The sequence below is a fragment of the Affinirhizobium lemnae genome (assembly GCF_022968395.1).
Lineage (GTDB): Bacteria > Pseudomonadota > Alphaproteobacteria > Rhizobiales > Rhizobiaceae > Neorhizobium > Neorhizobium lemnae.
On the sequence record NZ_JALJQZ010000006.1, the window covers coordinates 62,705 to 88,250 of the forward strand.

At 56.7% G+C, this 25,546-nt stretch carries 20 protein-coding genes; 18 read left to right on the plus strand and 2 right to left on the minus strand.

Features of this window, described 5'->3' with window-relative positions:
* Positions 1 to 320: 320 nt before the first annotated feature.
* The 17 genes from repA to MUU53_RS05680 all read left to right on the plus strand — a co-directional run bounded on the left by repA (position 321) and on the right by MUU53_RS05680 (position 22,177).
* Positions 321 to 1,496 carry a plasmid partitioning protein RepA gene (gene repA, locus MUU53_RS05600; RefSeq protein ID WP_247260010.1) on the plus strand — a complete coding sequence of 392 codons (1,176 nt, stop codon included), beginning with the start codon at positions 321 to 323 and terminating at the stop codon, positions 1,494 to 1,496.
* Positions 1,493 to 2,482, plus strand: coding sequence for a plasmid partitioning protein RepB (repB, locus tag MUU53_RS05605; RefSeq protein WP_247260011.1), 990 nt, complete (start codon positions 1,493 to 1,495; stop codon positions 2,480 to 2,482). Before repA ends, repB begins: the two co-directional genes overlap by 4 nt.
* A 157-nt stretch (positions 2,483 to 2,639) precedes the next feature.
* Positions 2,640 to 3,980 carry a plasmid replication protein RepC gene (repC, locus tag MUU53_RS05610; RefSeq protein ID WP_247260012.1) on the plus strand — a complete coding sequence of 447 codons (1,341 nt, stop codon included), beginning with the start codon at positions 2,640 to 2,642 and terminating at the stop codon, positions 3,978 to 3,980.
* A 121-nt stretch (positions 3,981 to 4,101) separates the two neighbouring features.
* Positions 4,102 to 5,190, plus strand: coding sequence for an RHE_PE00001 family protein (locus MUU53_RS05615; RefSeq protein ID WP_247260013.1), 1,089 nt, complete (start codon positions 4,102 to 4,104; stop codon positions 5,188 to 5,190).
* A 340-nt stretch (positions 5,191 to 5,530) separates the two neighbouring features.
* On the plus strand, positions 5,531 to 6,418 hold the full coding sequence (locus MUU53_RS05620; protein ID WP_247260014.1) for a hypothetical protein: 888 nt from the start codon (positions 5,531 to 5,533) through the stop codon (positions 6,416 to 6,418).
* A 6-nt stretch (positions 6,419 to 6,424) separates the two neighbouring features.
* Positions 6,425 to 8,389, plus strand: a complete 1,965-nt coding sequence (asnB, locus tag MUU53_RS05625; RefSeq protein ID WP_247260015.1) for an asparagine synthase (glutamine-hydrolyzing) — start codon at positions 6,425 to 6,427, stop codon at positions 8,387 to 8,389.
* The gene (locus tag MUU53_RS05630) at positions 8,379 to 8,633 is read left to right on the plus strand and encodes an acyl carrier protein (protein WP_247260016.1); all 255 of its coding nucleotides are present in this window, start codon (positions 8,379 to 8,381) and stop codon (positions 8,631 to 8,633) included. The genes asnB and MUU53_RS05630 overlap by 11 nt, the downstream gene beginning before the upstream one ends.
* A 7-nt stretch (positions 8,634 to 8,640) precedes the next feature.
* Positions 8,641 to 10,149, plus strand: coding sequence for a class I adenylate-forming enzyme family protein (locus tag MUU53_RS05635; protein WP_247260017.1), 1,509 nt, complete (start codon positions 8,641 to 8,643; stop codon positions 10,147 to 10,149).
* Positions 10,150 to 10,154: 5 nt separating this feature from the next.
* Entirely contained in the window at positions 10,155 to 11,135 is a 981-nt protein-coding gene (gene nadE / locus MUU53_RS05640) for an NAD(+) synthase (protein ID WP_247260018.1), read from the plus strand.
* 81 nt (positions 11,136 to 11,216) lie between these two features.
* Positions 11,217 to 11,816, plus strand: a complete 600-nt coding sequence (locus MUU53_RS05645; protein ID WP_377307320.1) for an ANTAR domain-containing response regulator — start codon at positions 11,217 to 11,219, stop codon at positions 11,814 to 11,816.
* A 40-nt stretch (positions 11,817 to 11,856) separates the two neighbouring features.
* A complete protein-coding gene (locus MUU53_RS05650) occupies positions 11,857 to 13,140 on the plus strand; it encodes a CmpA/NrtA family ABC transporter substrate-binding protein (RefSeq protein WP_377307313.1) in 1,284 nt (427 codons plus the stop codon).
* A 356-nt stretch (positions 13,141 to 13,496) separates the two neighbouring features.
* A complete protein-coding gene (locus MUU53_RS05655) occupies positions 13,497 to 14,789 on the plus strand; it encodes a CmpA/NrtA family ABC transporter substrate-binding protein (protein WP_247260019.1) in 1,293 nt (430 codons plus the stop codon).
* Between the two features lie 68 nt (positions 14,790 to 14,857).
* Positions 14,858 to 15,754, plus strand: coding sequence for a nitrate ABC transporter permease (ntrB, locus tag MUU53_RS05660; RefSeq protein WP_247260020.1), 897 nt, complete (start codon positions 14,858 to 14,860; stop codon positions 15,752 to 15,754).
* A gap of 12 nt (positions 15,755 to 15,766) precedes the next feature.
* A complete protein-coding gene (locus MUU53_RS05665) occupies positions 15,767 to 16,567 on the plus strand; it encodes an ABC transporter ATP-binding protein (protein WP_247260021.1) in 801 nt (266 codons plus the stop codon).
* Between the two features lie 5 nt (positions 16,568 to 16,572).
* Positions 16,573 to 19,023 (plus strand): nitrite reductase large subunit NirB, encoded by a 2,451-nt coding sequence (gene nirB / locus MUU53_RS05670; protein WP_247260022.1) that lies wholly within the window; start codon positions 16,573 to 16,575, stop codon positions 19,021 to 19,023.
* A gap of 159 nt (positions 19,024 to 19,182) precedes the next feature.
* Positions 19,183 to 19,515 carry a nitrite reductase small subunit NirD gene (gene nirD / locus MUU53_RS05675; protein ID WP_247260023.1) on the plus strand — a complete coding sequence of 111 codons (333 nt, stop codon included), beginning with the start codon at positions 19,183 to 19,185 and terminating at the stop codon, positions 19,513 to 19,515.
* A 4-nt stretch (positions 19,516 to 19,519) separates the two neighbouring features.
* Positions 19,520 to 22,177 (plus strand): nitrate reductase, encoded by a 2,658-nt coding sequence (locus MUU53_RS05680; protein ID WP_247260024.1) that lies wholly within the window; start codon positions 19,520 to 19,522, stop codon positions 22,175 to 22,177.
* Here the strand turns inward: MUU53_RS05680 and MUU53_RS05685 are convergent.
* Positions 22,161 to 23,330 carry an HPP family protein gene (locus tag MUU53_RS05685; protein ID WP_247260025.1) on the minus strand — a complete coding sequence of 390 codons (1,170 nt, stop codon included), beginning with the start codon at positions 23,328 to 23,330 and terminating at the stop codon, positions 22,161 to 22,163. The genes MUU53_RS05680 and MUU53_RS05685 overlap by 17 nt on opposite strands.
* A 123-nt stretch (positions 23,331 to 23,453) precedes the next feature.
* Positions 23,454 to 24,122 (minus strand): GntR family transcriptional regulator, encoded by a 669-nt coding sequence (locus tag MUU53_RS05690; protein WP_247260026.1) that lies wholly within the window; start codon positions 24,120 to 24,122, stop codon positions 23,454 to 23,456.
* Between the two features lie 288 nt (positions 24,123 to 24,410).
* On the opposite strand from MUU53_RS05690, the gene MUU53_RS05695 reads away from it, so the two are divergent.
* Positions 24,411 to 25,541: a BMP family ABC transporter substrate-binding protein gene (locus MUU53_RS05695; protein ID WP_247260027.1), complete on the plus strand. Its 1,131-nt coding sequence runs from the start codon at positions 24,411 to 24,413 to the stop codon at positions 25,539 to 25,541.
* The last annotated feature ends 5 nt before the right edge of the window (positions 25,542 to 25,546 follow it).

The following is a 25,546-nucleotide window of genomic DNA, read 5'->3' on the forward strand; positions in this document are numbered from 1 at the left end:
CAGCAGATCGAGCAAAACTCGAATTGCATATGTTCCGATCCTGGCCTCGCATTCTTACACAGCAGCCAGCGCTTCAGTAAAATCGGATTTCGGTAGATCCCATTATCAGATGAGGGTCTTGTCTGCCACCAAGACAACTGGACAAAGGGTAAGGTTCCCCGCGGGGAACTATTGCCCATTCACCACCAATCCGAATCGATATAGGCTTGTAGTTGCGCATAATTGCCGCAGTTCCGGTTTTTTGCGAAACATCACCGTCGTTAGAGACATGTTAACCAAGGCTGCTCCTATCTATCGCAATGCAATTGAGGACCCGAATCGTGAATCGCCATCTAAGTAGCCTTGACTTCATGCAAAGCTTTTCGAGCAAACTGGACAGCGCGCTCCAGAGCCTGACTCTAGCGCAATACCCTCCCGATTCCCGCCGTGAAATGCGCCTTTTTCCGGCAGCGGAGGTGGCAGCGCTGCTCGATGTGTCGGAAGCCTATATTCGCCAGATCGTTCAGAAGGAAAAGGGGCCCACCCCGGAGGTCAACGGCAATGGGCGTCGCATGTACACTCTTGAGCAAATTCTCGAGCTGAGAATGACGCTTGCGGAAAACGGGCGAAAGAAGTGGATGAACCCTCGCCGCGTTTTCGGCGAAGCCTGCCAGATCATTTCAGTGACGAATTTCAAGGGCGGATCGAGCAAGACATCCACGACGGTGCATCTGGCACATTACCTCGCCTTGCGGGGTTACCGCGTGCTGCTTCTGGATCTCGATCCTCAGGCCTCGCTCACCAGTCTTCATGGAGCGCTGCCGACGTTTGATCCACGGACAGATGATACGTTTTATGCGGCCATCCGGTTCGATCAACCGCGTCCAACACGCGAGCTCATTCACAAGACGCACATCACCGGCCTCGACGTCATCTGCGCCGGACTTGAACTGACGGAATTCGAGACCGCTGTCGCACTCGAGATGCGCAAAAGCGGCACAAGCTTCCTGCTGCGTGTCTCTCAAGCTCTGGAGCAGGTAACGGACGATTACGACATCATCCTGATGGATTCAGCACCGTCGTTGAACTTCCTCACGCTCTCCTCGCTGACAGCGGCAACCGGTGTCATCATTCCGGTGCCGGCCCATATGCTGGACGTAGACGCGACCGGCAAATTTCTCGAACTGGCATCGTCGTACATGCAGATCCTCAATGATGTCGGCGCATCCGTCTCCTGGGATTTTGCGAGATTCCTGATTACCAAGTATGAGCCGAACGATCATCCGCAAGCCAATATGGCTGCTCTCATGCGTCAGGTCTTCGGCGAGAATCTGCTGCTGAACATGATCATCAAATCAACGGCTGTGGCCGACGCACTGACCTGGAAGCAAAGCCTCTACGAAGTGCAGCGTTCGAGATTTTCGTCACCCAAGACCTACGACAGAGCAATTGAATCGCTAAACGCGTCGAATGAAGAAATCGAAAAACTGATCTGGACTGCATGGGGTCGCCAATGAGCCGTAAAGATTCCAAAGGGATGTTCGCCAATGTGCTGGGACAGATGCAGGCTCCGGCCAGCCCAACCATCCCGACATCGGCGCCGAATTCCCAGTCTCCACATCTCAAGAAAGTCGCCGACGGCATTCGCCAGATGCAGGAGAGGGGAGAAATTCTCGACCGACTGCTGAAGGAAGGCGACCGCATTGCTGAAATCGATGTCGACGATATCGCGCAGTCTGCAATTCAGGATCGCTTCGAAGGAGCTTATGACGACAGTGCAATGGCCGAGATGCTTGAATCGATCAAGCAGCAGGGCCAGATTGTGCCCGGCCTGGTTCGGCCGACATCGGACGGAATAAAGCCTTTTCAAATCGTCTACGGTAGGCGCCGTCTGGCTGCCGCCAAGGTTTTGGGTCTGAAGTTTCGTGCGATCGTCAAGGACCTAACGGATGAGCAGGCGATCATCTATCAAGGCGAAGAAAACACAAATAGAGACGATCTTACCTTCATCGAAAAGTGCAGTTTCGCCCTGGCGCAACAAGAGGCCGGTTTCAACCGCGATATTATCTGCGCATCGCTTTCTACGGGCAAATCGCACATCTCCGAAATGATCCGTATCGCAACAACGGTGCCGGGAGATGTACTGCGCCTTATCGGCCGTAGTCCAGATACTGGCCGACGTCGCTGGATGGAGTTCGTCGAACACTGGCATCAGGCTGACAATGCCGATGGACAGGTGAGGGCGGCTCTTGCCTATGTCAAAGATGGTGCGGATCGTTTCGCGCTGGCGCTCAACGCGCTGAAGACCCAAAAAGTCAAGCAAACTGTATCTTCAATTCGCGAGATCGAAGCGAGTGGATTGATTATCGGAACCCTTGCACATTCTAAATCGGGCTCGAAAATCAATTTCAACAAATCTGTTCCAACGGACTTTGCTGAATTCATTTCAGAGCAGCTGCCTATGCTGCATGCCCAGTATCTAAAGAAAAACAGGAAGGAATAGTCCGCAAAAGAAAAAGGCCCCCGAGACGTCGCCGTCGTGGAAGCCCTTCTCATATCCTTAAGCAAGACAGAGAATCGCACTTTCACGAATCGTAGTCAAGAGTTTTTGGCACCGTTTTGGTGAGCGGATTTCTTTTGCCTATTGAAAGGCAAAGAAGATGCATCTCGAATCTATAACGACGCCCTTTGGGCGACGGCAGTTAACGCGTGCTCAATTGAAACACCAAGCGACAGCGACTTCCGTCACTGGGTCTCAGATTGTCGATAAGTGGAAAGTGTTCCGGCACATCGCTGAAGCTCGCTCAAAGCTTGGTCTTCAGGATCGGGCACTTGCAGTGCTGAACGCGCTTCTGTCATTTCTTCCAGGAACCGACATGGACCCCAAGGCGCCATTGGTCGTGTTTCCTTCAAACGAACAACTCTCGCTTCGCGCCCACGGCGTTTGCGCCAGAACGCTACGGCGGAGCATTGCCTCGCTTGTTGAGGCCGGACTGATCTGCCGAAATGATAGTCCAAACGGTAAACGCTATGCCCATCGTTCGCGCAGTGGTGAGATCGAATGTGCTTATGGCTTCGATCTGCGCCCTATGGCGTTAAGGGCTACGGAGTTTGCCGAAATGGCAGCCGAAATCGTGGAAGAGGCAATGCGCCTGAAACGAACCAGGGAAGCGATAACAATTTGTCGCCGCGATCTGAGAAAGCTCCTGCAGTTCTACATCGAGGAGACTCGGTCGGAGGACCTCATCGCAATTTCCTGCCGCCTGGATGAAGTCCTGGCTCATCTTCCTCGTCAGGCAACTGCAGCAAATCTGCAAACGACGTTACGCGCGCTTGAAGCTTTGCGTTCAGAAGTGCTCAACATTCTGAATAACATCGAGAAATCGATTAATTCGTCCGCCAATGAGGGACAGTATGACCGCCACAAAGAGGAGTCAGAATCCGAATCCTATATTGAAAGAAAGAACGGAAAAACTTGCGGGAAAAGGGCTGCGACTTATCACAGCACTGACAGGTTCCAAGCGAGGGTGCTCAAAAGAACCGCCGTCTCACTGGACCTTGTCTTGAAAACCTGCCCCAGGATACTCGAGTGCAGTCCTACAGCACAAATAAGAGATATGACATCTTTATCGCGCATCTCTGAAGTTGCACGGCTAATGCTGGGTATAGACAAAGAACAGTACCAACGCTGTGTTCGAGTAGGCGGCGAACTGACAGCAGCCGTTCTGGTTTGCGTTCTTTATCAACGTCAGGAGCAGGTCAGATCACCAGGAGCCTATTTCTGCGAATTGCTAAAGCTCGTAACTTACGGACGTCTCGATGCAGAAAAACTTCTGCTGTCAATGCTGAAACATAGCTACACCAGAGATCAAGATATCGCGATAGCGGCCGATCAGCAAATTCCGGTCTCTCAGCAGCTTCTGAAGCTGTGCAATCGTACAGCAAACGAGGTACAGGAGGGACAAGAGAAAAAGATGGTTCGAATCACCTCAACCAATTAGAGTGACGAGGCCAAGAGAGGCCAATGCGACCTCACACTTATCCAGATTATATACTAGATGCTGTCAATCCAAGTGGCGGACATTAAACGTTAGTTCGTGTCTGTTTAATGAGTTATTCACCATGACATCAACGGCTTGCATTTCTTATAAATTGAATGTCGATGCACTGTTGAATGCACTCATCTCCGCGGATTCTGCGCTTGTAAGACTTGACGAACGTCTTTCCAGATCACCTATTCAGGAAGGATTCCTTGAACGGTTTCATTTCACGGATGCCTGCGCTTCTATGTGGATAGATGGTGAACTGGTTCATCTGGAAGATCTCGTTTTGCATGATGTCGCCCAGGATAGCCGGGCCCCCAGCCACGAGTTAACCATTGCAAACAATGTTCTTAGACAACGCAGACGAATAGTGGCGAACAAGGCTGATTGGGCGCTGACAACCTCTGGCATTGCATCTTTGCGTGGAAAAAGCATTGCAGAGGAAACGCCTCGTCTACAACTGAAGTCGGTGATTGTTGACGATGACCGCGAACCGGATGATCTGGATAGCAGTATTGCGGCCATGGATGCCTTGCTGACGAAAAGTGAAGCAGTTCTGCATGATATCCGGTTCACAAAAGCACCAAGCAAGGAAAGCCTTGTCTATGATGAAGACTGGGACGAGGAAGAGCGTCTCAGTGAATGGCTTCAGGTTGTTTCCAGAAACGCGCACTATCCCGCGCTGCTGCAATGTGTCATCGCCCTGGATAGCTGGAATATGCTACAGGTTTTTCAGCATGGAAGCTGGCTTGGCCGTTTACTCGCTGCTTCCCTGTTGCGGCAAAGACAGCGTGTGACGGGTTCGCATCTTCCGGCACTGAACCTCAGTTTAAAGCTTGCAAGTCGAGAAGACCGCTCTGCGCGCGATCCAACTGTTCGCCTTCGTAACATCCTGGACGGCATTCGTGCGATGGCGGAATTTGGGTTAAAGGAGCACGATAGACTTTTCCTCGCGCATCAGATGATGTCCCGCCATCTGGTTGGACGACGATCATCTTCAAGGCTTCCGCAGTTAATCAATCTTGTTTTGTCCAAACCGATTGTTTCGACTGAGATGGTTGCGCGTCAGTTGAGGATCACCCAGCGCGCAGCACTACGACTGATCGAAGAACTCAATCTGCGGGAAGTCACGGGTCGAGGCCGTTTTCGCGCCTGGGGTATCTTCTAGTGTGCTTAAGGTGAGACACTCAGGGTTCTGAGGAAGGGTCGTGCTTTACGCTTTCTACACGGTCCGCGGGCTAGGAGAAGCGGGTGGCCCTTGTGTTCCGGGCCTTGTGTGAGAGGCGATGGCGAAGGTCAGGACGTTCGAAGCAGCAGATTTGGATGACGTTGCGAACTTGTTCCAGCGGCTACTTCGTAAGACGTCGCAACCTGCAAACGACGACCTGAGATCTTACTTCCGCCAGATCTTTCTCGATAATGCTTGGCCGGAACCGGCTTTCAGATCACGGGTTCATCTGCGAGACGACGGAAGCGTATCGGGGTTTATCGGGGTTCTCCCGGTTTCGATGCAGTTTAAGGACAGGCAGATCCTTGCGCTTGATTGCGGGAGCTTTGTCTCCGATGATCGGGACGTCGATCCATTTGCAGGCGCACGCCTCTTGCGGGACGTTTTGTCCGGCCCCCAGGATCTGTCCTTTACAGAGACCGCCAATGATGTTTCAACTGAAATGTGGAAATCCATGCGGGCCACCGTTCTGGGGTCATACAGTCTCGGCTGGCTGCGAATCCTGCGCCCGGCGTCATTCGCCATAGAGGCTGCGACAAACCATATGCGCGCTCTTAAAGTGATGAGGCCACTTGGCCATGCGTTTGATGGCGTTCTATGTCGTGCAGTCAGCCCTTCAAGCTGGCTGATCTATGGACCGACACCGGGCAAGGCAGATGCCTTTTTGACTGAGCCGATTTCGGACGTAGATTTTGCTACGCTGTTGCCAGAACTAATGACCCAGTTTGCGGTTCGACCAGTCTGGCGCCAAGGACAATTGGAGTTGATGCTCCGGCATGCGGCTCGCAAACGTAGCTATGGAGAACGCCACCAGCGCGCCGTGAAAAACCGTGGTGGGAAGATCATCGGGCTCTATCTCTTTTATGGCAACAAGGGAGATATTGGCAGAACGGTTCAAGTCGTTTCGGAACCGGGCCTCGAATCCATCGTCATCGATTGCCTGTTGAGAGATGCGTCCGCCTCCGGGCTTGTGGCCATTCGAGGCGCCAGCCAGCCGAACATCATTCAGGCGATGATCGGCAAGAAGTGCGCATTCGTTCCTTCCGCGGCAACGATTGTTCATACGCATGATCAGGAACTGTTGGAGGCGCTGAAGAGCGGACAGGCGTTTATCAACGGTCTGGTAGGCGAGGGCTGGACCCGATTCATCGGCGACAGGTTCGAGTGAACCGTCATGTGCGCTATCGCAGGCTACTTTGGCGGAAACTTTTCAGGTGAAACCGGCGCTTCCTATCTGCGTCTCATGCTCGACCATCTGAACCATCGCGGACCCGATGGAAATGGCATTCTGATCTATGGCGATGTGGGGCTGGCCCATGCGCGGCTCTCGATTGTCGGACTGGCGGATGGCGCTCAGCCTATGGTCAGCACGGATGGCAATCTTTCCATTTCCTACAATGGAGAGGTGTTTAACTATGTAGAATTGCGCCAGGAGTTGAACCGGAAAGGACATAACCTCAGATCGAGCTCCGATACGGAGGTCCTTCTCGCGGCCTTCGGCGACAAAGGGCTGGATTGCCTCCCGGATCTCAATGGCGATTTTGCTTTCGCGATCCATGACAGATCCCGGCAACGCCTGATCCTTGCGCGAGACAGGATGGGTGTAAGACCCCTGTTCTACACACAATGTAACGGTGCGGTTTTCTTCGCATCCGAGGTTCAGGCTTTGCTCGCACTGCCGGGCGTCTCCCATGAGCTCGATCCGATCGCCCTTGATCAGACTTTCACCCTGTGGTGCCCCATATCGCCGCGCACGGCCTATGCTGCGATAAAGGAAGTACCGCCCGGCCATGTCATGGTTCTGGAGGCGGGCATGCAGCGGGTCCATGCCTGGTGGAAGGCAGAATTTCCCGATCGATCCGATGTCGCAACCGACGCGTCTCCTGAAGACCAGCTCGAAGAGCTTGAAGCTCTGCTGATGGACGCCACCCGCCTTCGGTTACGTGCGGATGTTCCGGTGGGAGCCTATCTGTCCGGCGGTCTGGATTCCTCCCTGCTGTCGGCATTGGCAGCCAAAATCCATGGTCATGAGCTTCGGACCTATTCGCTGCGTTTCGACAGTGTCGAACACGACGAAGGACCATGGCAAGAAATGATGGCGCAATCGATCGGCTCCCATCATGTCAGCGTAACGTCCTCGCATGACCAGATTCGGGATGACCTGCCGAGGGTCATGCGTTCGGTACGTCAGCCGGTTTTACGCACCGCGCCGATACCACTTCAGGGTCTTGCCCGGTCGGTCAGAGACGATGGCATGAAGGTTGTCCTCACAGGGGAGGGGGCTGACGAAATCTTTGCCGGTTACGACCTGTTTCGAGAGGCGAAGGTAAGGCGGTTCTGCGGCCGCCAACCTTCCTCGGCGAGGCGACCACGACTTTTTCAGCGCCTGTATTCTTACCTTCCGGGCGTTCAGCAGCAGACACCGGAGTATCTGGCCCGCTTCTTCGGTGTCGGTTCGGAAGATCTTCAGGATCCGCTCTATTCTCATCGGCCGCGGTTCAAATCGACAGCATCGGCAAAGCTGTTCTTTTCGTCCGAACTTCGCGGGATACTTGGAAGTTACGATGCAGCGGAAGAACTGGCAGGCCAACTGCCAGAAGACTTCAAGCGCTGGCATCCTCTCAATCAGGCGCAATATCTGGAGACTCGTTATCTCTTGCCGGGTTACATCCTGTCCGCGCAGGGCGACCGGCCGATGATGGCAAATGCGGTGGAGGGGCGTTTTCCGTTTCTCGATCACCGCGTCGTCGCGTTTGCCTCACGGCTGCACCCGGATCGCAAACTGAAGGGGTTGCGCGAGAAGCATATCCTGAAGGACGTTGCTCGCCGGCATATACCCGGCGAAATAATCGATAGGCCCAAACAGCCCTATCGCGCTCCCGATGCTGCCAGCTTCGCCAAGCCGCGAAGTTCTGACTACCTCAGGATCGTCCTCTCGCCGGAGAGCCTGAAAGCCTCTGCATTCTTCAATCCTGTTGCCGTCGGCAAACTTGCTGACAAGGCGATGCAAGGTGAAATCGCAAGCTTCAGAGATAACTCTGCTTTCATCGGAATCTTGTCCACGCAAATCCTGGCCGTCGGAACGAGCGACAGCCTCTCCAATTCCAAGAACGGGACCGACCTCAATCATGTCAGATGACACCAAAGCCATCCTTCGCGCGTTCATTGTCGAGAACTTTCTCTTCGGCGACGAGTCACAGCCGCTGACGGCGGACACATCTCTCATCGACAATGACTACGTGGACTCAACCGGTATCCTGGAGCTTGTGAGCTATCTGGAAGAGAGGTTTGGTATCAAGGTTGCAGATACCGACATCATCCCGGCAAATCTGGATAGCCTGGCCCGGATCACAGCATTCGTCGAGCGAAAGCAGGCAGGTTGACCGGTATATGACGCGGATCGAGCAGTATCTGGTTCATAGTGCACAGCTGCATGCGGGCAAGAACGCAATCATCTCAGATGGAATGCGGCTGAGCTATGCTGATTTGTCGGATCGATCCGCTCGATTGGCGCAGTCGCTTGCCAACAGTGGCGTCGGCGACGGTGATCGTGTCATCCTGTTTCTTGATAATGGCTGGGAGCTTGGTGTAACCGTTTTTGCAGTCTGGATGGCGGGTGCCGTCATCTGTCCTGTGAACCCGTCAACTAAGCCAGCGCGTCTGCAACAGATCGTTCAGGATTGCCAACCATCTCTCATCATCACCGAGACGAGGCTTGTCGGACACCTGGAGGCGATAGACGGCGACATTCCTCACATTGTCGCCGGAGAAGGCGGCAGCCTGAGACAGATGTTCGAGGCAGATCCATTGCCTTTCCTGTCGCGTTCGCCAGAGGCGCTGGCCGCCATCATCTACACCTCCGGCTCTACGGGATTGCCGAAAGGCGTGATGCTGTCCCATGCCAATCTCGACGCTGCCGTAACCTCCATCACATCCTATCTCGGAAACACCTCCGATGACGTCATTCTGGTAGTGCTGCCGATGTCATTCGGTTACGGGCTCAACCAGTTGATGAGTTCGGTGAAGGTCGGCGCGACGCTGGTTATCGAAAAATCATTCGCCTTTCCGGAACAGATCTACCAGACGATGGAGAAAGAGGGTGTAACGGGCTGGCCGATCGTTCCCTCGATCGCCGCGATCATGATGCAGGCGCGTGTGCTCGACCCCGGACGGTTTGCTAGTCTGCGCTATGTGACATGTGCGGCAGCGCCTTTGCCACTTGCCCACCAGGATTGGCTTCGCGATTTCCTGCCGCACGCTGACCTCTTCATCATGTACGGCCAGACGGAATGTACGCGTGCAACATGGTTGCCGCCCGCTCAACTCAATCAACGCCGCGGCTCGGTTGGAATAGCAATCCCAGGGGTGAAGTTGAAGATCGTCGACGAGGAGGGGAGATCCTTGGCCCCGGGCTACGTGGGTGAGCTTCTGGTTTGTGGACCGAACGTCATGCAGGGTTATTGGCAAAACGAAGAGGCCACTGGCCGCGCGCTTTCCATTGATCCGTTCACCGGAGAGCGCTGGCTGCGAACAGGTGATCTCTTTAGCGCCGATGAGAACGGTTTCGTCAGTTTCGTATCGCGCATGGACGATGTCATAAAATGTCGCGGCGAGAAGGTTGCGCCGCGTCTGGTGGAAGAGGTGCTTTGCCAGATGCCTGGTATCTCTGAGGCCGTCGCACTCGGCGTACCACATGATCTGCTCGGTCAGGCGATCAAGGCTGTCATCGTCAGCCAGGAGGCTCAGATGACGGCACGCGATGTTCAGCGATTTTGTGCGCGGCATCTTGAAGAGCATATGGTGCCGAAGCTCGTCGAGTTCAGAAACTCGCTACCAAAAACGCCTTCGGGCAAGGTCAGCCGCAGGCTCCTTATCGAGCCGGAACAGCCCATGGAGTAAGCTGAATGGGACATCAATCAAATCATATCCCTTCTTTTGCTCCTCTGATCCTGGATGCAAAGACTGAAATTGGGGCGACCGCGAACTGGTTGCGCGAGCGACTGCGCACGGACCTGCGTAAACGCGGACTGGTGCTCGGTCTGTCCGGCGGTATCGATTCCAGCCTCTGCGCTGCCTTGGCTGTCGAGGCGGTCGGAGCAAAGAACGTTTTCGGGATCTTCATGCCGGAGAATGATTCCGATCCGGAAAGTCTGCGTCTTGGTCAAAAGCTTGCCGCCCGGTTTGGCATCAAGACGATCATAGAGGATATTGGTCCCGCGCTTGCCGCTGCCGGATGCTATGAGCGGCGCGATGGCTTCATTCGTGAAGCGGTGCCGGAATATGGGCCCGGGTGGAGCTCCAAGATCGTCTTCGACAATCCGTTGACCAGTGGCGGCTACAATATCTCCTCGCTTGTTGTTCGGGCACCAGACGGAGAGATGCAAAAGGTTCGGTTGAGCGCGAAAGCCTATCTCGGCATCGTGGCAGCAACAAATATGAAGCAGCGCACGCGCAAGCAGATCGAATACTACCATGCCGATCGTCTGAACTTTGCCGTTCTGGGAACCCCCAACCGGCTCGAATACGATCAGGGTTTCTTCGTCAAGAATGGCGACGGAGCTGCTGACATCAAGCCGATCGCGCACCTCTATAAAAGTCAGGTGTTTCAATTGGCAGCCGAACTCGGCGTGCCGGAAGAAATTCTATCACGACCGCCGACGACAGACACTTACTCCCTGCCACAGACGCAGGAAGAGTTCTACTTTGCGTTGCCATACCAGAAGATGGATATCTGCCTCTTCGGTCTGGAAAACGATTTGTCTTCGCAAGAGGTCGCTGGTGCCGTGGGCCTGTCTCCCGAGCAGGTCGACCTCGTCTGGCAGGATATAAAGGCGAAGCGCAAGGTCGCCCGATATCTCCACGCAGCACCGCTGACGCGGCTTTGATCGGAATGATGAAAATTAAGGCATTATCATCGATGCCTTAATTTTCATCGATTGATCTTGTCAACCATGTTGCGTTGCGGCATGGTTGCGGCCATGAACCATCTCGACCTCACCATTCTTGTCATCGATGAAAACGCTGTGCGTGCGGCGATCATTGATGAAGGTTTGCGAGAGGCTGGGCATCACCGCGTCACTGTCGTCCATGAAGTTCACGGCATCGCCCGCCTGATCGAGAATCTGAAGCCCGACGTCATCATCATCGATATCGAGAATCCCAACCGCGACATGATGGAGCATCTGTTCCAGCTGACGCGCTCGATCAGCCGGCCGATTGCCATGTTTGTCGATCGTTCGGATACGGCATCCATCGAAGCAGCAGTCGATGCCGGCGTATCTGCCTATATCGTTGACGGTTTGCGGAAGGAACGGGTGAAGCCCATCCTAGATATGGCGGTGTCGCGCTTCAACGTCTTCAACCGTTTGCAGCGGGAGTTGGCAGAGGCGAGATCGGCACTGGAAGAGCGCAAGGTCATTGAGCGCGCGAAGGGCATTCTGATGAGGATGCGTAATCTATCCGAAGAGGAAGCCTTCACGCTTCTGCGTCAGACCGCGATGAATGAAAAGAAGCGATTGGCAGACATTGCCCAGTCGGTCGTGACTGCGGCCGGGATGTTGCTGTGATGACAGGTGATCACGGCACGTCAAAACCTAAGGGCGCGCAATGTACAGGATGACGAACGTGCCGGACAGCAACAGCAATCTCATAGCTCCAGCTTTGGGCGGAGAGCCTCAGCAGAAGGTCCTGCGGGCCGGTTTTATTCCCTTGATGGATGCCTCCGTTCTGATTGCTGCGGCGGAAATGGGCTTTGCTCAGCGCGAAGGCCTTTTGATCGAACTGGTCCGGGATGTCTCCTGGGCCAATGTGCGCGATCGCCTTGCTTTCCGGCAATTTGACATTGCCCATATGCTGTCTCCCATGCCGGTCGCGGCAAGCCTCGAGCTGGGCTCCAATCCATCGCCGACGATGACACCGTTCTCGCTTGGGAGAGGTGGCAATGCCATAACGCTGTCCACGCGTCTGTTCGAGAGGATGCAAGCCGTTACCGGGTTGGGAGAAGATGCATCCGCTTTGGGAAATGCCCAGGCGCTTGCCGCGGTTCTCGCTGATATGCGTGATAGAGGCGAGAGCCCACCGACGCTGGGCATGACTTATCCGTTCTCGTCGCACAATTACGAGTTCCGCTATTGGTTGGCAGCAGGGGGCATCAATCCGGATCGTGACGTCAAGATGGTCGTCGTGCCGCCGCCTCTGACATCAGATGCTCTGGAGGCTGGTGCTATCGACGGGTTCTGTGTTGGTGCACCTTGGAACATGGTGGCGTCCGAACGCGGGGTCGGGCGTATCGTAGCCGCCAAGCAGGATATCTGGCCCTCGGCACCGGAAAAGGTGATTGGCATGCGCCCGGAATGGGCGGAGGCCAACAGAGACACTGTTCTGCGTCTGATCGTTGCGCTGGATCAAGCCGCGCGATGGTGCGACGAACCGGCAAACCATGCGCATCTCGCGGAAATCCTGTCGGCTGACCGTTACATCGCAGCACCCGTCGAGATTATCCGTCAGGTTCTTGCAGGCCGCTTCTCGCTGGATGCCAAGGGAAATCGCCGCGTCATTCCAAACTATTTTACCTTCCACCGCCAGGGCGCCAACATTCCGCAGCCGCGCCAGGCGCTCTGGATCTTCAGTCAGATGGTGCGCTGGGGCCAAGTGCGATTCTCCCAACAGGCTGCGGATGCTGCTGCATCGGCATTCCGACCAGATCTCTACCGAGCCGCACTGGGGCAGGTCGGCGATCATAACGGCGATCTCGCGCCTGCAGCAAGCGAGCCCGATGATGTTTTCATGGACGGCAAGAATTTCGATCCGGCCGCCATTGAGGCTTACGTCAACAGCTTTGCGGTGCGGGCAGAAGAGAACGGTACGCTGCCGTCGACGCTGGAAACCTGAGGCCTCCTCTTGCTGCGCCTGCTCAGAATGGCAGCAGCTGACCAAACTCGACGCTTCCAAATTAGGCACACGGACGAGTGCCCAGATTTTAGATCGTTCAGTTCAAATCGGAAATAATTCAATCTTTACAGTGTTTTGTATTTAACTGCCAGAACTGGCACGCAGCTTGCATGAATAACATCGCACCGGTCAATGGCGATCGGCAGGCAGATGAGCGTCCGACAGGACATCATCCAGATCATCAGACAACGACGTCGCAGGCTTCCTTGCCGTCCGGCTCCTCCCGCCCGGATGCTGCATTCAAGCACGCGGCGTTTTTTCGTTTTGGCACTCCGTCACAGAGGGGAATGAAAAAAATGACGAAGGCATCCGATACCGGCATCAGCCGCCGTACGATTTTGAAGACGTCCGCGACTGCCGCCCTTCTTGGCGCAGTCAAGACTGCATTTCCCTCGGGAGCATTCGCGCAAGGGGCAGGTCCTGAAACAACCAAAGCCGTACTGGGCTTCATCGCATTGACTGATTCCGCGCCGCTGATCATCGCAAAGGAAAAGGGACTTTTCGCCAAGTACGGAATGCCGGATGTCGAGGTCGTCAAGCAGGCCTCCTGGGGTACGACGCGAGACAATCTCGTTCTCGGATCTGCAGGCAGCGGCATCGATGGTGCCCATATCCTCACCCCGATGCCCTATCTCATTTCTACTGGCAAGGTGACCCAGAACAACCAGCCCTTGCCCATGGTTATCCTGTCGCGTCTCAACCTCGATGCGCAGGCCATCTCTGTGGGTTCTGCCTATGCGGATCTCAAGGTCGGGCTCGATTCAGGAGCGCTGAAGGAAGCCTTCGCGAAGAAGAAGGCGGCAGGCGTGCCTGCCAAGGTTGCCATGACTTTCCCCGGCGGCACGCATGACCTCTGGATCCGTTACTGGCTGGCTGCCGGCGGCATCGACCCGGACAAGGATGTGGAAACAATCGTCGTTCCACCGCCGCAGATGGTGGCCAATATGAAGGTCGGCACCATGGACTGCTTCTGTGTGGGCGAGCCGTGGAACGAACAACTGGTCAATCAGGGCATCGGCTACACGGCGGTCAACACCGCTGAAATCTGGAACAAGCATCCGGAAAAATCCTTCGCCATGCGCGCCGACTGGGTGGAGAAAAACCCACGTGCGACGAAAGCGCTCTTGATGGCCGTTCTGGAAGCCGCACAGTGGTGCGACGACATGAAGAACAAGGATGAACTGGCCGAAATCGTCGGCAAGCGCAGCTGGTTCAACGTCCCGCCCAAGGACATCACCGATCGCATCAAGGGCAAATACAATTACGGTAACGGCAAGCTGGTCGAAAACAGCCCGCACTTCATGAAGTTCTGGCGCGACCACGCTTCCTATCCCTATCAGAGCCATGACGCCTGGTTCCTGACGGAAGACATCCGCTGGGGCAAGTTCGAGCCGACGCTCGACATCAAGGCGCTCGTCTCCAAGGTCAATCGCGAAGATCTCTGGCGCGATGCCGCCAAGGCGCTTGGTGTGACCGATATTCCCGCCTCGACATCCCGCGGCAAGGAAACCTTCTTCGATGGCAAGGTCTTCGATCCGGAGAATCCGGCTGCCTACCTGAAGAGCCTCAGCATTTCCCGCATGGCTTGAGCAAACCTGCTTCGAGGGCGCTGACTGCATGCGCCCTCGCACCCGGAATTCAACAAAGGAAAGCGGCCATGTCCGTTACGCAACTGAACATCAAGGAAAGTAAGCAGGTCAGCCCGAAAGCACAGGTGGTGGCCTTTTCCCCTGCCAAGCCGACGAGGCCGATTGGCTCGATGGTGGTCGAGAAGGCTCGCCGCCTGAATGCGACTATCCTGCCGCCGCTTCTGACGCTCGCGCTTCTGGTGCTTGCCTGGGAAATTCTCTGTTCCTCGCCAACATCAAGTCTTCCGTCCCCGAGCCGTGTGCTCAGCGAAAGCTGGGAACTGATCATTCACCCGTTCCATGTGGGGCAGGGGGTTGATCAGGGGATGTTCTGGCATATCGCCGCGAGCCTTCAGCGTGTTGCGCTGGGCTATGCGCTGGCCGCGATCGCCGGCATCGCGCTCGGTGTTCTCGTCGGTCAGAGCCAGTGGGCCATGCGGGGCCTGGACCCGATCTTCCAGATCCTTCGTACCGTTCCACCGCTTGCTTGGTTGCCCCTGTCGCTTGCCGCCTTCCGGGATGGGAATCCATCCGCAATCTTCGTCATCTTCATCACCGCAATCTGGCCGGTCATCATCAATACGGCTGTCGGCATCCGCAACATTCCGCAGGATTATCAGAACGTTGCCAAGGTGCTGCGCCTCAACGGGTTCGAATATTTCGCCAAGATCATGCTGCCCGCTGCCGCCCCTTACATCTTCACCGGCCTGCGCATTGGCATCGGTCTTTCCTGGCTTGCCATCGTTGCGGCGGAAATGCTGATCGGTGGCGTCGGCATCGGCTTCTTCATCTGGGACGCTTGGAACTCGTCTCTGATCAGCGACATCATCGTGGCGCTTGTCTATGTCGGCGTCGTCGGTTTCCTGCTCGACCGCCTCATTGCTTTCGTCGGGCGCCTCGTCACCCGCGGCACTGCCAACGCCTGAAGGATCACGACCATGGCACAATCCTATCTTTCGCTGGAATTCATCGACAAGACCTTCGAGCGCAACGGCACCAAAAGCGAAGTGCTGAAGCAGGTTTCGCTCGGCGTTGACAAGGGTGAGTTCGTTTCCATCATCGGTCATTCCGGCTGTGGCAAATCCACCGTGCTCAACATCATTGCCGGATTGATCGACGCTACATCCGGTGCCGTTTTCCTGGATGGAAAGCATGTCGATGCACCCGGTCCGGAGCGAGCGGTCGTGTTCCAGAACCATTCGCTGCTGCCCTGGCTCTCGGTCTACGAAAACATCAACCTTGCCGTCTCCAAGGTCTTTCGTGGCAAGAAAACCAAGTCTGAGCAGCATGACTGGGTGATGCACAATCTCGATCTCGTGCAGATGGCCCATGCGAAGGACAAACGTCCGGCAGAAATTTCCGGCGGCATGAAGCAGCGCGTCGGTATTGCCCGTGCGCTCGCCATGGAGCCGAAGGTGCTGCTGCTGGATGAGCCTTTCGGTGCGCTGGATGCGCTGACCCGCGCCCATCTGCAGGATGCGGTGATGGAGATCCATGCGCGCCTCGGCAACACCATGATCATGATCACACACGATGTGGACGAGGCGGTTCTTCTCTCCGACCGCATCGTTATGATGACCAATGGTCCGGCAGCAAAGATCGGCGAGGTGCTGGAAGTTCCAATCGCAAGGCCCCGCAACCGCATCGAGCTGGCGTCCGACCGCACCTATCTCAAGTGCCGCGAGGCCGTGTTGAAATTCCTCTACGAGCGTCACCGCTTCGTGGAAGCGGCGGAGTAAGCGAGATGATCCAGAAACTTGTCATCATTGGCAATGGCATGGCCCCTGGCCGAATGCTGGAACATCTGTTCGAACAGGCACCCGGTGCCTACGACGTCACCATTTTCAACGCTGAACCCCGCGTGAACTATGACCGCATCATGCTTTCCCCGGTTCTGTCCGGTGAAAAGACCTATGAAGACATCATCATTCATGGTGACGCCTGGTACGAAGCCCATGGCGTGACGCTCTATCGTGGCGACAGGATCGTAGAAATCGACCGCGCCAAGCGCACCGTGACCTCGCAAAAGGGTGTGGTCGCTGACTACGACCGGCTGATCATCGCCACTGGCTCCAACCCCTTCATCATTCCGGTGCCGGGCAAGGACCTGAAAGGCGTTGTCGCCTATCGCGATCTGGATGACGTGGATGCCATGCTTGCTGCTGCCAAGGCGGGAGGAGACGCCATCGTGATCGGCGGCGGGCTGCTGGGCCTTGAGGCCGCTGCCGGCCTCAAGGCTCGCGGCATGAACGTGACGGTTCTGCATGTGATGCCAAGCCTGATGGAGCGCCAGCTTGATCCTGCCGCCGGATATCTGTTGCAAAAGGCACTGGAAGATCGCGGCATCAATGTTCTCTGTAAGGCCAATACCAAGGCGATTCTTGGCGATGGCAAGGTAGAGGCCGTGGAACTCGAGGATGGCCGCATCATTCCGGCATCCATCGTCGTCATGGCCGTCGGCATCCGTCCCAATGTGCAACTGGCAAAGGATGCAGGCCTCGCCGTCAATCGCGGCATCGTGGTCGATGATGGCATGATGACGTCTGACGGCCACATCATGGCACTTGGCGAATGTGCGGAAGTGGGCGGTCAGGTTTATGGCCTCGTTGCCCCGCTGTACGAAATGGCGCGCATCGCCGCCTCGCATCTGGCGGGTGACAAGACACCGGCCTTCGTTCATTCCGACACGCCGACGAAGCTCAAGGTCACCGGCATCGATCTCTATTCGCTGGGCGATTTTGCCGAAGGGCCGGACCGCGAGGAAATCGTGCTGCGCGACGCGACGGCTGGCATCTACAAGCGGCTGGTCATCAAGGAGAACCGCATCATCGGCACCGTGCTCTACGGTGAAACGGCTGATGGCGCCTGGTTCAACGACCTGAAGAAGAAGCAGACCGATATTTCGGAGATGCGCGATACCCTCATCTTCGGCCAGGCCTATCAGGGAGGGTCTCCGCTGGACCCTATGGCGGCCGTTGCAGCCTTGCCGGATGATGCGGAAATCTGCGGCTGCAACGGCGTTTGTAAGGGAAAGATCACCTCGACCATCACGGCCAAAGGCCTGACAGGGCTGGACGAGGTGCGCGCCCACACCAAGGCTTCCGCCTCCTGCGGATCCTGCACAGGTCTTGTCGAACAGCTGATGACAGTGACGCTGGGAGACAAGTATAACCCGGCAGCTGTGACGCCCATGTGCACCTGCACCGAGCTCGGGCATGACGATGTGCGCCGCCTGATCAAGGCCAAGGGGCTTAAAACCATTCCCGCCGTCATGCAGGAGCTGGAGTGGAAAACCTCCTGCGGCTGCGCCAAATGCCGACCGGCGCTGAACTATTACCTCGTTTGCGACTGGCCGGATGAGTATGCGGATGACTATCAGTCCCGTTTCATCAATGAGCGGGTTCACGCCAATATCCAGAAGGATGGCACCTATTCCGTCGTGCCCCGCATGTGGGGCGGCGTGACAAACGCGAAGGAATTGCGGGCCATTGCCGACGTGGTCGACAAGTTCCAGATCCCGATGGTGAAGGTCACCGGCGGCCAGCGTATCGATTTGCTTGGCATCGAGAAGGAAGACCTGCCCGCTGTGTGGGCGGATCTCGGGCAGGCCGGTTTCATCTCCGGTCAGGCCTATGCCAAGGGTCTCCGCACAGTCAAAACCTGTGTGGGTTCGGACTGGTGCCGTTTCGGCACGCAGGATTCCACCGGCCTCGGCATCCGCATCGAAAAGTTCATGTGGGGTTCGTGGACACCGGCCAAGCTGAAACTCGCCGTTTCGGGCTGTCCCCGAAACTGTGCTGAAGCCACCTGCAAGGATATCGGCGTCATCTGCGTCGATTCCGGCTTCGAGATCCATTTTGCCGGTGCCGCTGGTCTCGACATCAAGGGCACGGACGTTCTGGGTCTGGTGAAGACCGAGGACGAGGCCTTGGAGGTGATCGTGGCGCTGACCCAGATGTATCGCGAACAGGGCCGCTATCTGGAACGCATCTACAAGTGGGCGAAACGCGTGGGCCATGACGAGGTTCGCGCTCAAATCCTTCACGATACCGAGCGGCGCAAGGCCTATTACGACCGCTTCGTCTTCAGCCAGCAATTCGCGCAGGTCGATCCTTGGTCGGAGCGCGTATCGGGCAAGGACAAGCACGAGTTCAAACCCATGGCAAGCGTCGGCTACGGCGAGGCTGCAGAATAAGACGGCCCCTTCTGGCCTGCCGGCCATCTCCCCCACAAGGGGGGAGAAAACGCAACGCGCTGTATAGCACAAACGCAGGCGCAGACGCCGCGGCAGGTTAGCCCCTCCCCCTTGTGGGGAGGGGTTGGGGAGGGGATCTCAACCAGAAGGACGACATCCATGAACTGGAAAACCATTGGACATATCGACGATATCCCGCTGCGTGGCGCTCGCTGCATCAAGACCCCGGGCATGAACATCGCCGTGTTTCGCACCAGCGAGAACGAGGTTTTCGCGATTGAAAACCGCTGCCCGCACAAGGCAGGACCACTGTCGGAGGGCATCGTGCACGGCAAGTCGGTCACCTGCCCGTTGCACAACTGGGTCATTTCGCTGGAAAACGGGATGGCGCAGGGTGCGGATGAGGGGGAGGTGCGGACCCTCGAAATCAGGAATGAGGACGGTCTGCTGTCGATCCTTCTCGATCAGCCGATGATGGTTGCGGCGGAGTAAGCCCATGCCAACTGAAACACGCACCACCTGTCCCTATTGTGGTGTCGGCTGCGGCGTCATCGCCAAGGTCGAGGATGATGGCCGGGTGAGCGTGAAGGGCGATCCCGATCATCCCGCCAATTTCGGCAGGCTGTGTTCCAAGGGCTCGGCACTGGCGGAAACTCTGGATATGGAAGGCCGTGTTCTGGCTCCGATGGTCAGCGGCAGGCCCGCCAGCTGGAATAATGCGCTTGATCTGGTTGCCGAACGCTTCTCTTCCGCCATCCGCGACCATGGACCGGATTCGGTCGCTTTCTATCTCTCCGGCCAGCTTCTGACCGAGGATTACTACGTTGCCAACAAGCTGATGAAGGGCTTCATCGGCTCTGCCAACATAGACACGAACTCGCGGCTCTGCATGGCCTCCTCCGTTGCGGGCCATAAACGCGCCTTCGGTTCCGATACGGTCCCTGGCACCTATGAAGATCTGGAGCTTGCAGATCTCGTGGTGCTGGTCGGGTCGAACATGGCCTGGTGTCATCCGGTGCTTTATCAGCGCCTTGCGGCAGCGAAGGCCAACCGCCCGCAGATGAAAGTCGTGGTGATCGACCCACGCCGAACCGCCACTTGCGATCTCGCCGATCTGCATCTGGCGGTGCGGGGCAATGCGGATGTCGCCCTGTTCAATGGTTTGCTTCATCATCTTGCGCAGGAGGGCCATGTGGATGAAGCTTACGTGGCGCAACACACAACCGGCTTTGCCGACGCATTGATGGCATGTCAGCACGCAAGTCTGGCCGAGCTTGCGGAAGCGACGGGGATATCCACCCTGCAATTGCGGCTGTTCTTCCAGTGGTTTGCAAAGACGCGCAAGGTCGTCACTTGCTACAGTCAGGGCGTCAACCAGTCTTCGGTCGGCACTGACAAGGTCAATGCCATTATCAATTGCCATCTTGCCACAGGCAGGATCGGCAAGCCGGGATCTGGACCCTTTTCCCTGACCGGCCAGCCCAATGCCATGGGCGGACGCGAGGTCGGTGGTCTATCCAATATGCTCGCCGCGCATATGGACATCGCCAATGATGCAGATCGTGATCGTGTCCAGCGGTTCTGGGCATCACCGGCCATCGCTTTAAAGCCAGGCCTGAAGGCAGTAGAACTGTTTGAGGCCGTCAAGGCAGGCAAGATCAAGGCGCTGTGGATCATGTCCACCAATCCTGTGGTCTCTATGCCGAATGCCGATGTCGTCAAGGCGGCCATCGAAACCTGCCCGTTCGTGGTGGTGTCGGACATGTACGGCAGTACCGACACGGCAAGACTTGCTCATGTTCTGCTTCCCTCCGCCGGATGGGGTGAGAAAAGCGGAACCGTTACCAATTCCGAGCGCCGCATTTCGCGCCAGCGCCCGTTTCTGGCCGCCCCTGCCGAGGCGCAAGCCGACTGGTGGCAAATGGCGCAAGTGGGCTGCCGGATGGGGTTCGGTGCCGGATTTGCCTATCAGAACGCCAGCGAGATCTTCCAGGAGCATGCAGCTCTTTCAGCCTTCGAAAACGATGGCAACCGGGATTTTGATATCGGTGCTCACGCCGCGCTGGAGCGGCAGGAGTATGATGCGCTCGAACCCTTCCAATGGCCCCAGCGAGCAGGATCCAAGCCTGACGAGACGCGCTTCTTCGCCAACGGTCGGTTCTATCACCCGGATGGCCGTGCCCGCTTCGTGCCGGTTCAAGCAATTCTCGACCATCGTCCTTCCACGGAGTTTCCGCTCATCCTGAACACCGGACGTATCCGGGATCAGTGGCACACCATGACCCGTACGGGCAAAAGTGCCCGCCTTTCGTCGCACATGGCCGAGCCCTTTGCAGAGATCAGCCCCTCCGATGCCCGGCAGTTTGATCTTGAGGATGCGGATCTGGTGGAACTGACCGGGACCACGGGCGCCAGATGCATTGTCCGTGCCCTGATCACGGATCGACAGGCTCCGGGCTCGGTCTTCGCCCCCATGCATTGGAACGACAGCAATTCGGCGCGCGCGCGTGTCGATGCCTTGGTATCCAATGAGCGCGATCCGATTTCCGGCCAGCCCGCACTGAAGAACGCTGCCATTACAATGAAAAAAGTCGAGGCATCCTGTCATGCCTTCCTTATCTGCCGTGAAAAGCCTCTCGAGCTCGATTTCGACTACTGGGCTATAGCGCCGTGTGAGGGCGGATATCGATTGGAACTTGCAGGTCATCCGCCAACAGATGGCTGGCAATCATGGCTCGTAAGAACAGTTCGGCTTCCCGAAAATTCAGACATCGTCGGACTGTCTGACGAGCCTACCGGTGCCGTGCGCGTGGCCGCATTTGCCGGAGAGCAGTTGCTGGCCGCTCTCTTCGTGGCATCTCGTCCGGTTGCCGTGTCACGTCAATGGGCAGTCAGCCAGTTGATGGAGACGCATGACAGGCGGTCACGCATTGCCTTGATCGCCGGTCGACCACCCGCGGATCAGCCGGACAAGGGCGCCATCATCTGCTCCTGCTTCAATGTCGGGCTCAACGAGATCGCGGCAGCGGCACAAACCGGTTGCAATACCGTTGCCGCCATCGGAGAGGTGCTGAAAGCGGGAACAAATTGCGGTTCCTGCCGTCCCGATATCCGCCGGATCATCACCGAGCGTCAGGTCATCGCCGCCGAGTGATGGCCATCTGGTCCAGTTCGCTTTGAAAGAGAGCTGCGAGCAGGTCCGATTGGCTGACGATGCCGACAAGCCTATTGTCGGCATCCACAACGGGCATCTGGTCAAGGCCCTGGTCGACCATCGGCGAAACCAGCGATGTGATGCGCGTTTCAGGAATTGCGGATTGAACCCGCGTCTGCATGATTTCGTCCACTCTGGTGGGGAGCTGCCGCTTGCTGAACAGCGCAAGCATGCGATGACCAAGCCCAAGTTTCAGCGATCCGTCACTGGAAAGAACGGAGTTCTCGAGAAAGTCTTCCAGGCCCACGATCCCGGTGAGCTTACCGTTGGCGTCCACGACCGGCAGTGCCTTCACATGGCGCGTCATGAAAATCCGCCAGACAGCTTTCAGGCTTTGGCCCGTCGTGGCGAAGATCACGTCGCGAGACATGATGTCGCTGCACGTCACTGCGCTGGTCTGCCGCTCGAATGCGCGGATCTGCGCCCTGTGAAAAAGGAGATCCAGATCCTCCGGGCTCACATCGATGAACTCATCCTGCTCCTGGATCACCGCCTCGATGTCCGATGCGACGACACCGATGCGATGAGAGGGCGCAGGATCTGCCGTTCCCTGTCGGGATGGCTGGCTGCCGGGCGTTGCATGCGGATAGCGCCGGCCTGTCACATTGTTGAAAAGCAAGGCGATGACGAGAAGGATGACGGAATTGAGCGCGATCGGCGAAAGAACGAACCAATAGCCCGCTTTCTGGATTGCCGGACCGCCCAGAACAGCTGTTAGTGCCACCGCGCCGCTCGGCGGATGCAGGCAGTTCAGCATCAGCATGATGGCAATTGCAGCCGAGACGGCGATGGCAGCCGCCAGCAATGGTGCGCCGAGAAACTTCGCGCATGTTACGCCAATGACGGCAGCGATCAGGTTGCCGCCGAGGATCGACCAAGGCTGGGCCAGAGGGCTGGCGGGTGCTGCGAAAAGCAGCACGGCGGACGCGCCCATTGGCGCGACGAGCAGTGGAACGCTGGCATCGGACTGAAGGGCGATTGTGCTGACCAGTCCGGTCGCAAGGATGCCGGTCAGTGCCCCCAGCGATGCGCGAAGCTTTTCGCGTGGGCTGGTCGGCACGATTGCCGGATTGAGTTTATGAAAAAGCGACATGCCTGGCATCTCTGCGCAACGGAACGATGCGCTGCAATAGCATGTTGCCCATCCCTTAGGCAGAAGAGATTTTCTAAATTTCAGGGGCTGCTGAAATGTTTGCTTCGGACGGGGCAGGTGGCATCAGTTGCGCGTTGCCGTGCTGGAAGCGAAAGTCCTGCTCGCATCGCCAACAATCGACACATGGGAGTAGGCGGCGCAGGAGGCCGCTGCTCCATCCCGGTTCAAAATGGCTCTGACGATACCCTCGTGCTCATCCCAGGAGAGTTGCAAGCGGCCCTCCAGGCGAAACTGAGCGCGACGAAAGGGTGCAAGGCGCGCTCTTGTCTGGAGCACGGTTTCCTGAATATGCGCATTGTGAGCGCCGGAATAGAGCCGGTTATGAAACTCGGTGTTAAAGGCCGCGTAGTCTTCCGATGCTCCGGTCTTTACGATGTCGAAGCTTTCCCGATGGAGAGATTCCAGCTCCTCGCGCTCCTGCGCAGTCATTCGTTCTGCTGAAAGTCGGGCGCAGATTGCCTCCAGTTCAGCCATAGCCTCGAACATGGAACTGAGGAATTCACCGGAAACATTGGTCACGACAGCACTGCGGTTGGGCGGGCGCTCCACCAGTCCCATGGCGCAGAGCTGCCTAAGTGCTTCACGAACTGGCGTTCTAGAAACCTGGAAGCGGCTGGCCAGCCCACCTTCGTCAAGCTTTGCGCCGGGTTGAAGATCACCACTGATAATGAGGTCGGAGATCGCGCGGACCAACTGTTCGACCGTGTCTCCTGTTCTGACCAATTCCCTCACAATATCGATGACCTATCAAAGCTGCATGCACTTATTCGAGCTTAGCGGAGATTCGGTGAAAGCGAAACGCCATCTTATAAGCCGATCGAAGGTCATGCGCGAATTTTACGCAGACTGAAGTTTTGCCTCAAAATATAGCGCGTCAATTCAAAGTGCATACAGTTTTCGCATTTATGCTGAGCTTTTTCGTGAATTGATGCCGCCCTACCGGCTGTTTCAGGCTGGCATAGGGATTGCATACACTTTTTTAGAGCCGGCAGAAGCCGGATTAAAAAAGGGGAACGACCAATGATCAAGTTGCCTTCCGTATCTCGCAGACAGTTTCTTCAGACGACCTTGGCGGGCGCCGCAGCAGCAGCAGCCACGCCGGGCCTGCTTTCCTCCGCAGCCTTTGCTGCGACGCCGTTGACGATCGGATTTATCTACGTCGGACCCAAGGATGATTACGGCTACAACCAAGCGCATGCCGAAGGTGCAGCCGCCCTGAAGTCCATCGAAGGCATCACGCTGGTGGAAGAAGAAAATGTGCCCGAGACCGTGGATGTCCAGAAGACCATGGAATCCATGATCAACCTTGATGGCGCGAAACTGCTGTTCCCGACCTCATTCGGTTATTTCGATCCCCATGTACTGGCCATGGCGAAGAAGTATCCGGATGCGCAGTTCCGCCATTGCGGCGGTCTCTGGACCAAGGAAAAGCATCCGGCCAATGTCGGCTCCTATTTCGGTTACATCCATCAGGGCCAATACCTGAACGGTATCACCGCCGGTTACGCCTCGAAGAGCAAGAAGATCGGCTTCGTGGCGGCCAAGCCCATTCCGCAGGTCCTCCAGAACATCAATGCCTTCCTGCTCGGTGCCCGCTCTGTCGATCCGTCCATCACCTGCCAGGTCATCTTTACCGGTGAATGGTCGCTGGCCGTGAAGGAAGCGGAAGCCACCAACGCTCTCATCGACCAGGGCGCCGATGTCATCACCTGCCACGTCGATAGCCCGAAGGTCGTTGCCCAGACGGCTGCCGGTCGCGGCGCTTTCGTCTGCGGCTATCACGCCAACCAGTCGGCTCTGGCCGGTGACAAATATCTGACCGGTGCCGAATGGGCCTGGGGCAATGTCTATACGGATTTCATCAAGACGATGCAGGCAGGCAAGCCAATCGGCAATTTCGTGCGCGGTGGCCTGAAGGACGGCTTCGTCAAGATGAGCCCGCTCGGTAAAGCAGTTTCTGCCGATGCGCGCGCCAAGTTCGAAGCCACGCAAAAGACCATGCTTGGCGGAAACTTTGCGGTCTTCAAGGGTGGCCTGAAGGATAACAAGGGCAATGTCGTCGTTCCCGCAGGCAAGGACTATACCGAGCAGGCCATCGAGCTCGAAAGCATGAACTATCTCGTTGAAGGCGTCATCGGCTCCGTCGCCTGATTGAA

Coding starts and splice junctions, on each gene's coding strand:
- nirB (WP_247260022.1), top strand. CDS start 16,573: ATGATCCAGAAACTTGTCATCATTGGCAATGGCATGGCCCCTGGCCGA.
- nirD (WP_247260023.1), top strand. CDS start 19,183: ATGAACTGGAAAACCATTGGACATATCGACGATATCCCGCTGCGTGGC.
- MUU53_RS05620 (WP_247260014.1), top strand. CDS start 5,531: ATGCAGTTTAAGGACAGGCAGATCCTTGCGCTTGATTGCGGGAGCTTT.
- MUU53_RS05645 (WP_377307320.1), top strand. CDS start 11,217: ATGGTTGCGGCCATGAACCATCTCGACCTCACCATTCTTGTCATCGAT.
- ntrB (WP_247260020.1), top strand. CDS start 14,858: ATGTCCGTTACGCAACTGAACATCAAGGAAAGTAAGCAGGTCAGCCCG.
- MUU53_RS05665 (WP_247260021.1), top strand. CDS start 15,767: ATGGCACAATCCTATCTTTCGCTGGAATTCATCGACAAGACCTTCGAG.
- MUU53_RS05635 (WP_247260017.1), top strand. CDS start 8,641: ATGACGCGGATCGAGCAGTATCTGGTTCATAGTGCACAGCTGCATGCG.
- nadE (WP_247260018.1), top strand. CDS start 10,155: ATGGGACATCAATCAAATCATATCCCTTCTTTTGCTCCTCTGATCCTG.
- MUU53_RS05615 (WP_247260013.1), top strand. CDS start 4,102: ATGACATCAACGGCTTGCATTTCTTATAAATTGAATGTCGATGCACTG.
- MUU53_RS05655 (WP_247260019.1), top strand. CDS start 13,497: ATGACGAAGGCATCCGATACCGGCATCAGCCGCCGTACGATTTTGAAG.
- MUU53_RS05630 (WP_247260016.1), top strand. CDS start 8,379: ATGTCAGATGACACCAAAGCCATCCTTCGCGCGTTCATTGTCGAGAAC.
- repC (WP_247260012.1), top strand. CDS start 2,640: ATGCATCTCGAATCTATAACGACGCCCTTTGGGCGACGGCAGTTAACG.
- repB (WP_247260011.1), top strand. CDS start 1,493: ATGAGCCGTAAAGATTCCAAAGGGATGTTCGCCAATGTGCTGGGACAG.
- asnB (WP_247260015.1), top strand. CDS start 6,425: ATGTGCGCTATCGCAGGCTACTTTGGCGGAAACTTTTCAGGTGAAACC.
- MUU53_RS05695 (WP_247260027.1), top strand. CDS start 24,411: ATGATCAAGTTGCCTTCCGTATCTCGCAGACAGTTTCTTCAGACGACC.
- MUU53_RS05680 (WP_247260024.1), top strand. CDS start 19,520: ATGCCAACTGAAACACGCACCACCTGTCCCTATTGTGGTGTCGGCTGC.
- MUU53_RS05685 (WP_247260025.1), bottom strand. CDS start 23,330: ATGTCGCTTTTTCATAAACTCAATCCGGCAATCGTGCCGACCAGCCCA.
- MUU53_RS05650 (WP_377307313.1), top strand. CDS start 11,857: ATGTACAGGATGACGAACGTGCCGGACAGCAACAGCAATCTCATAGCT.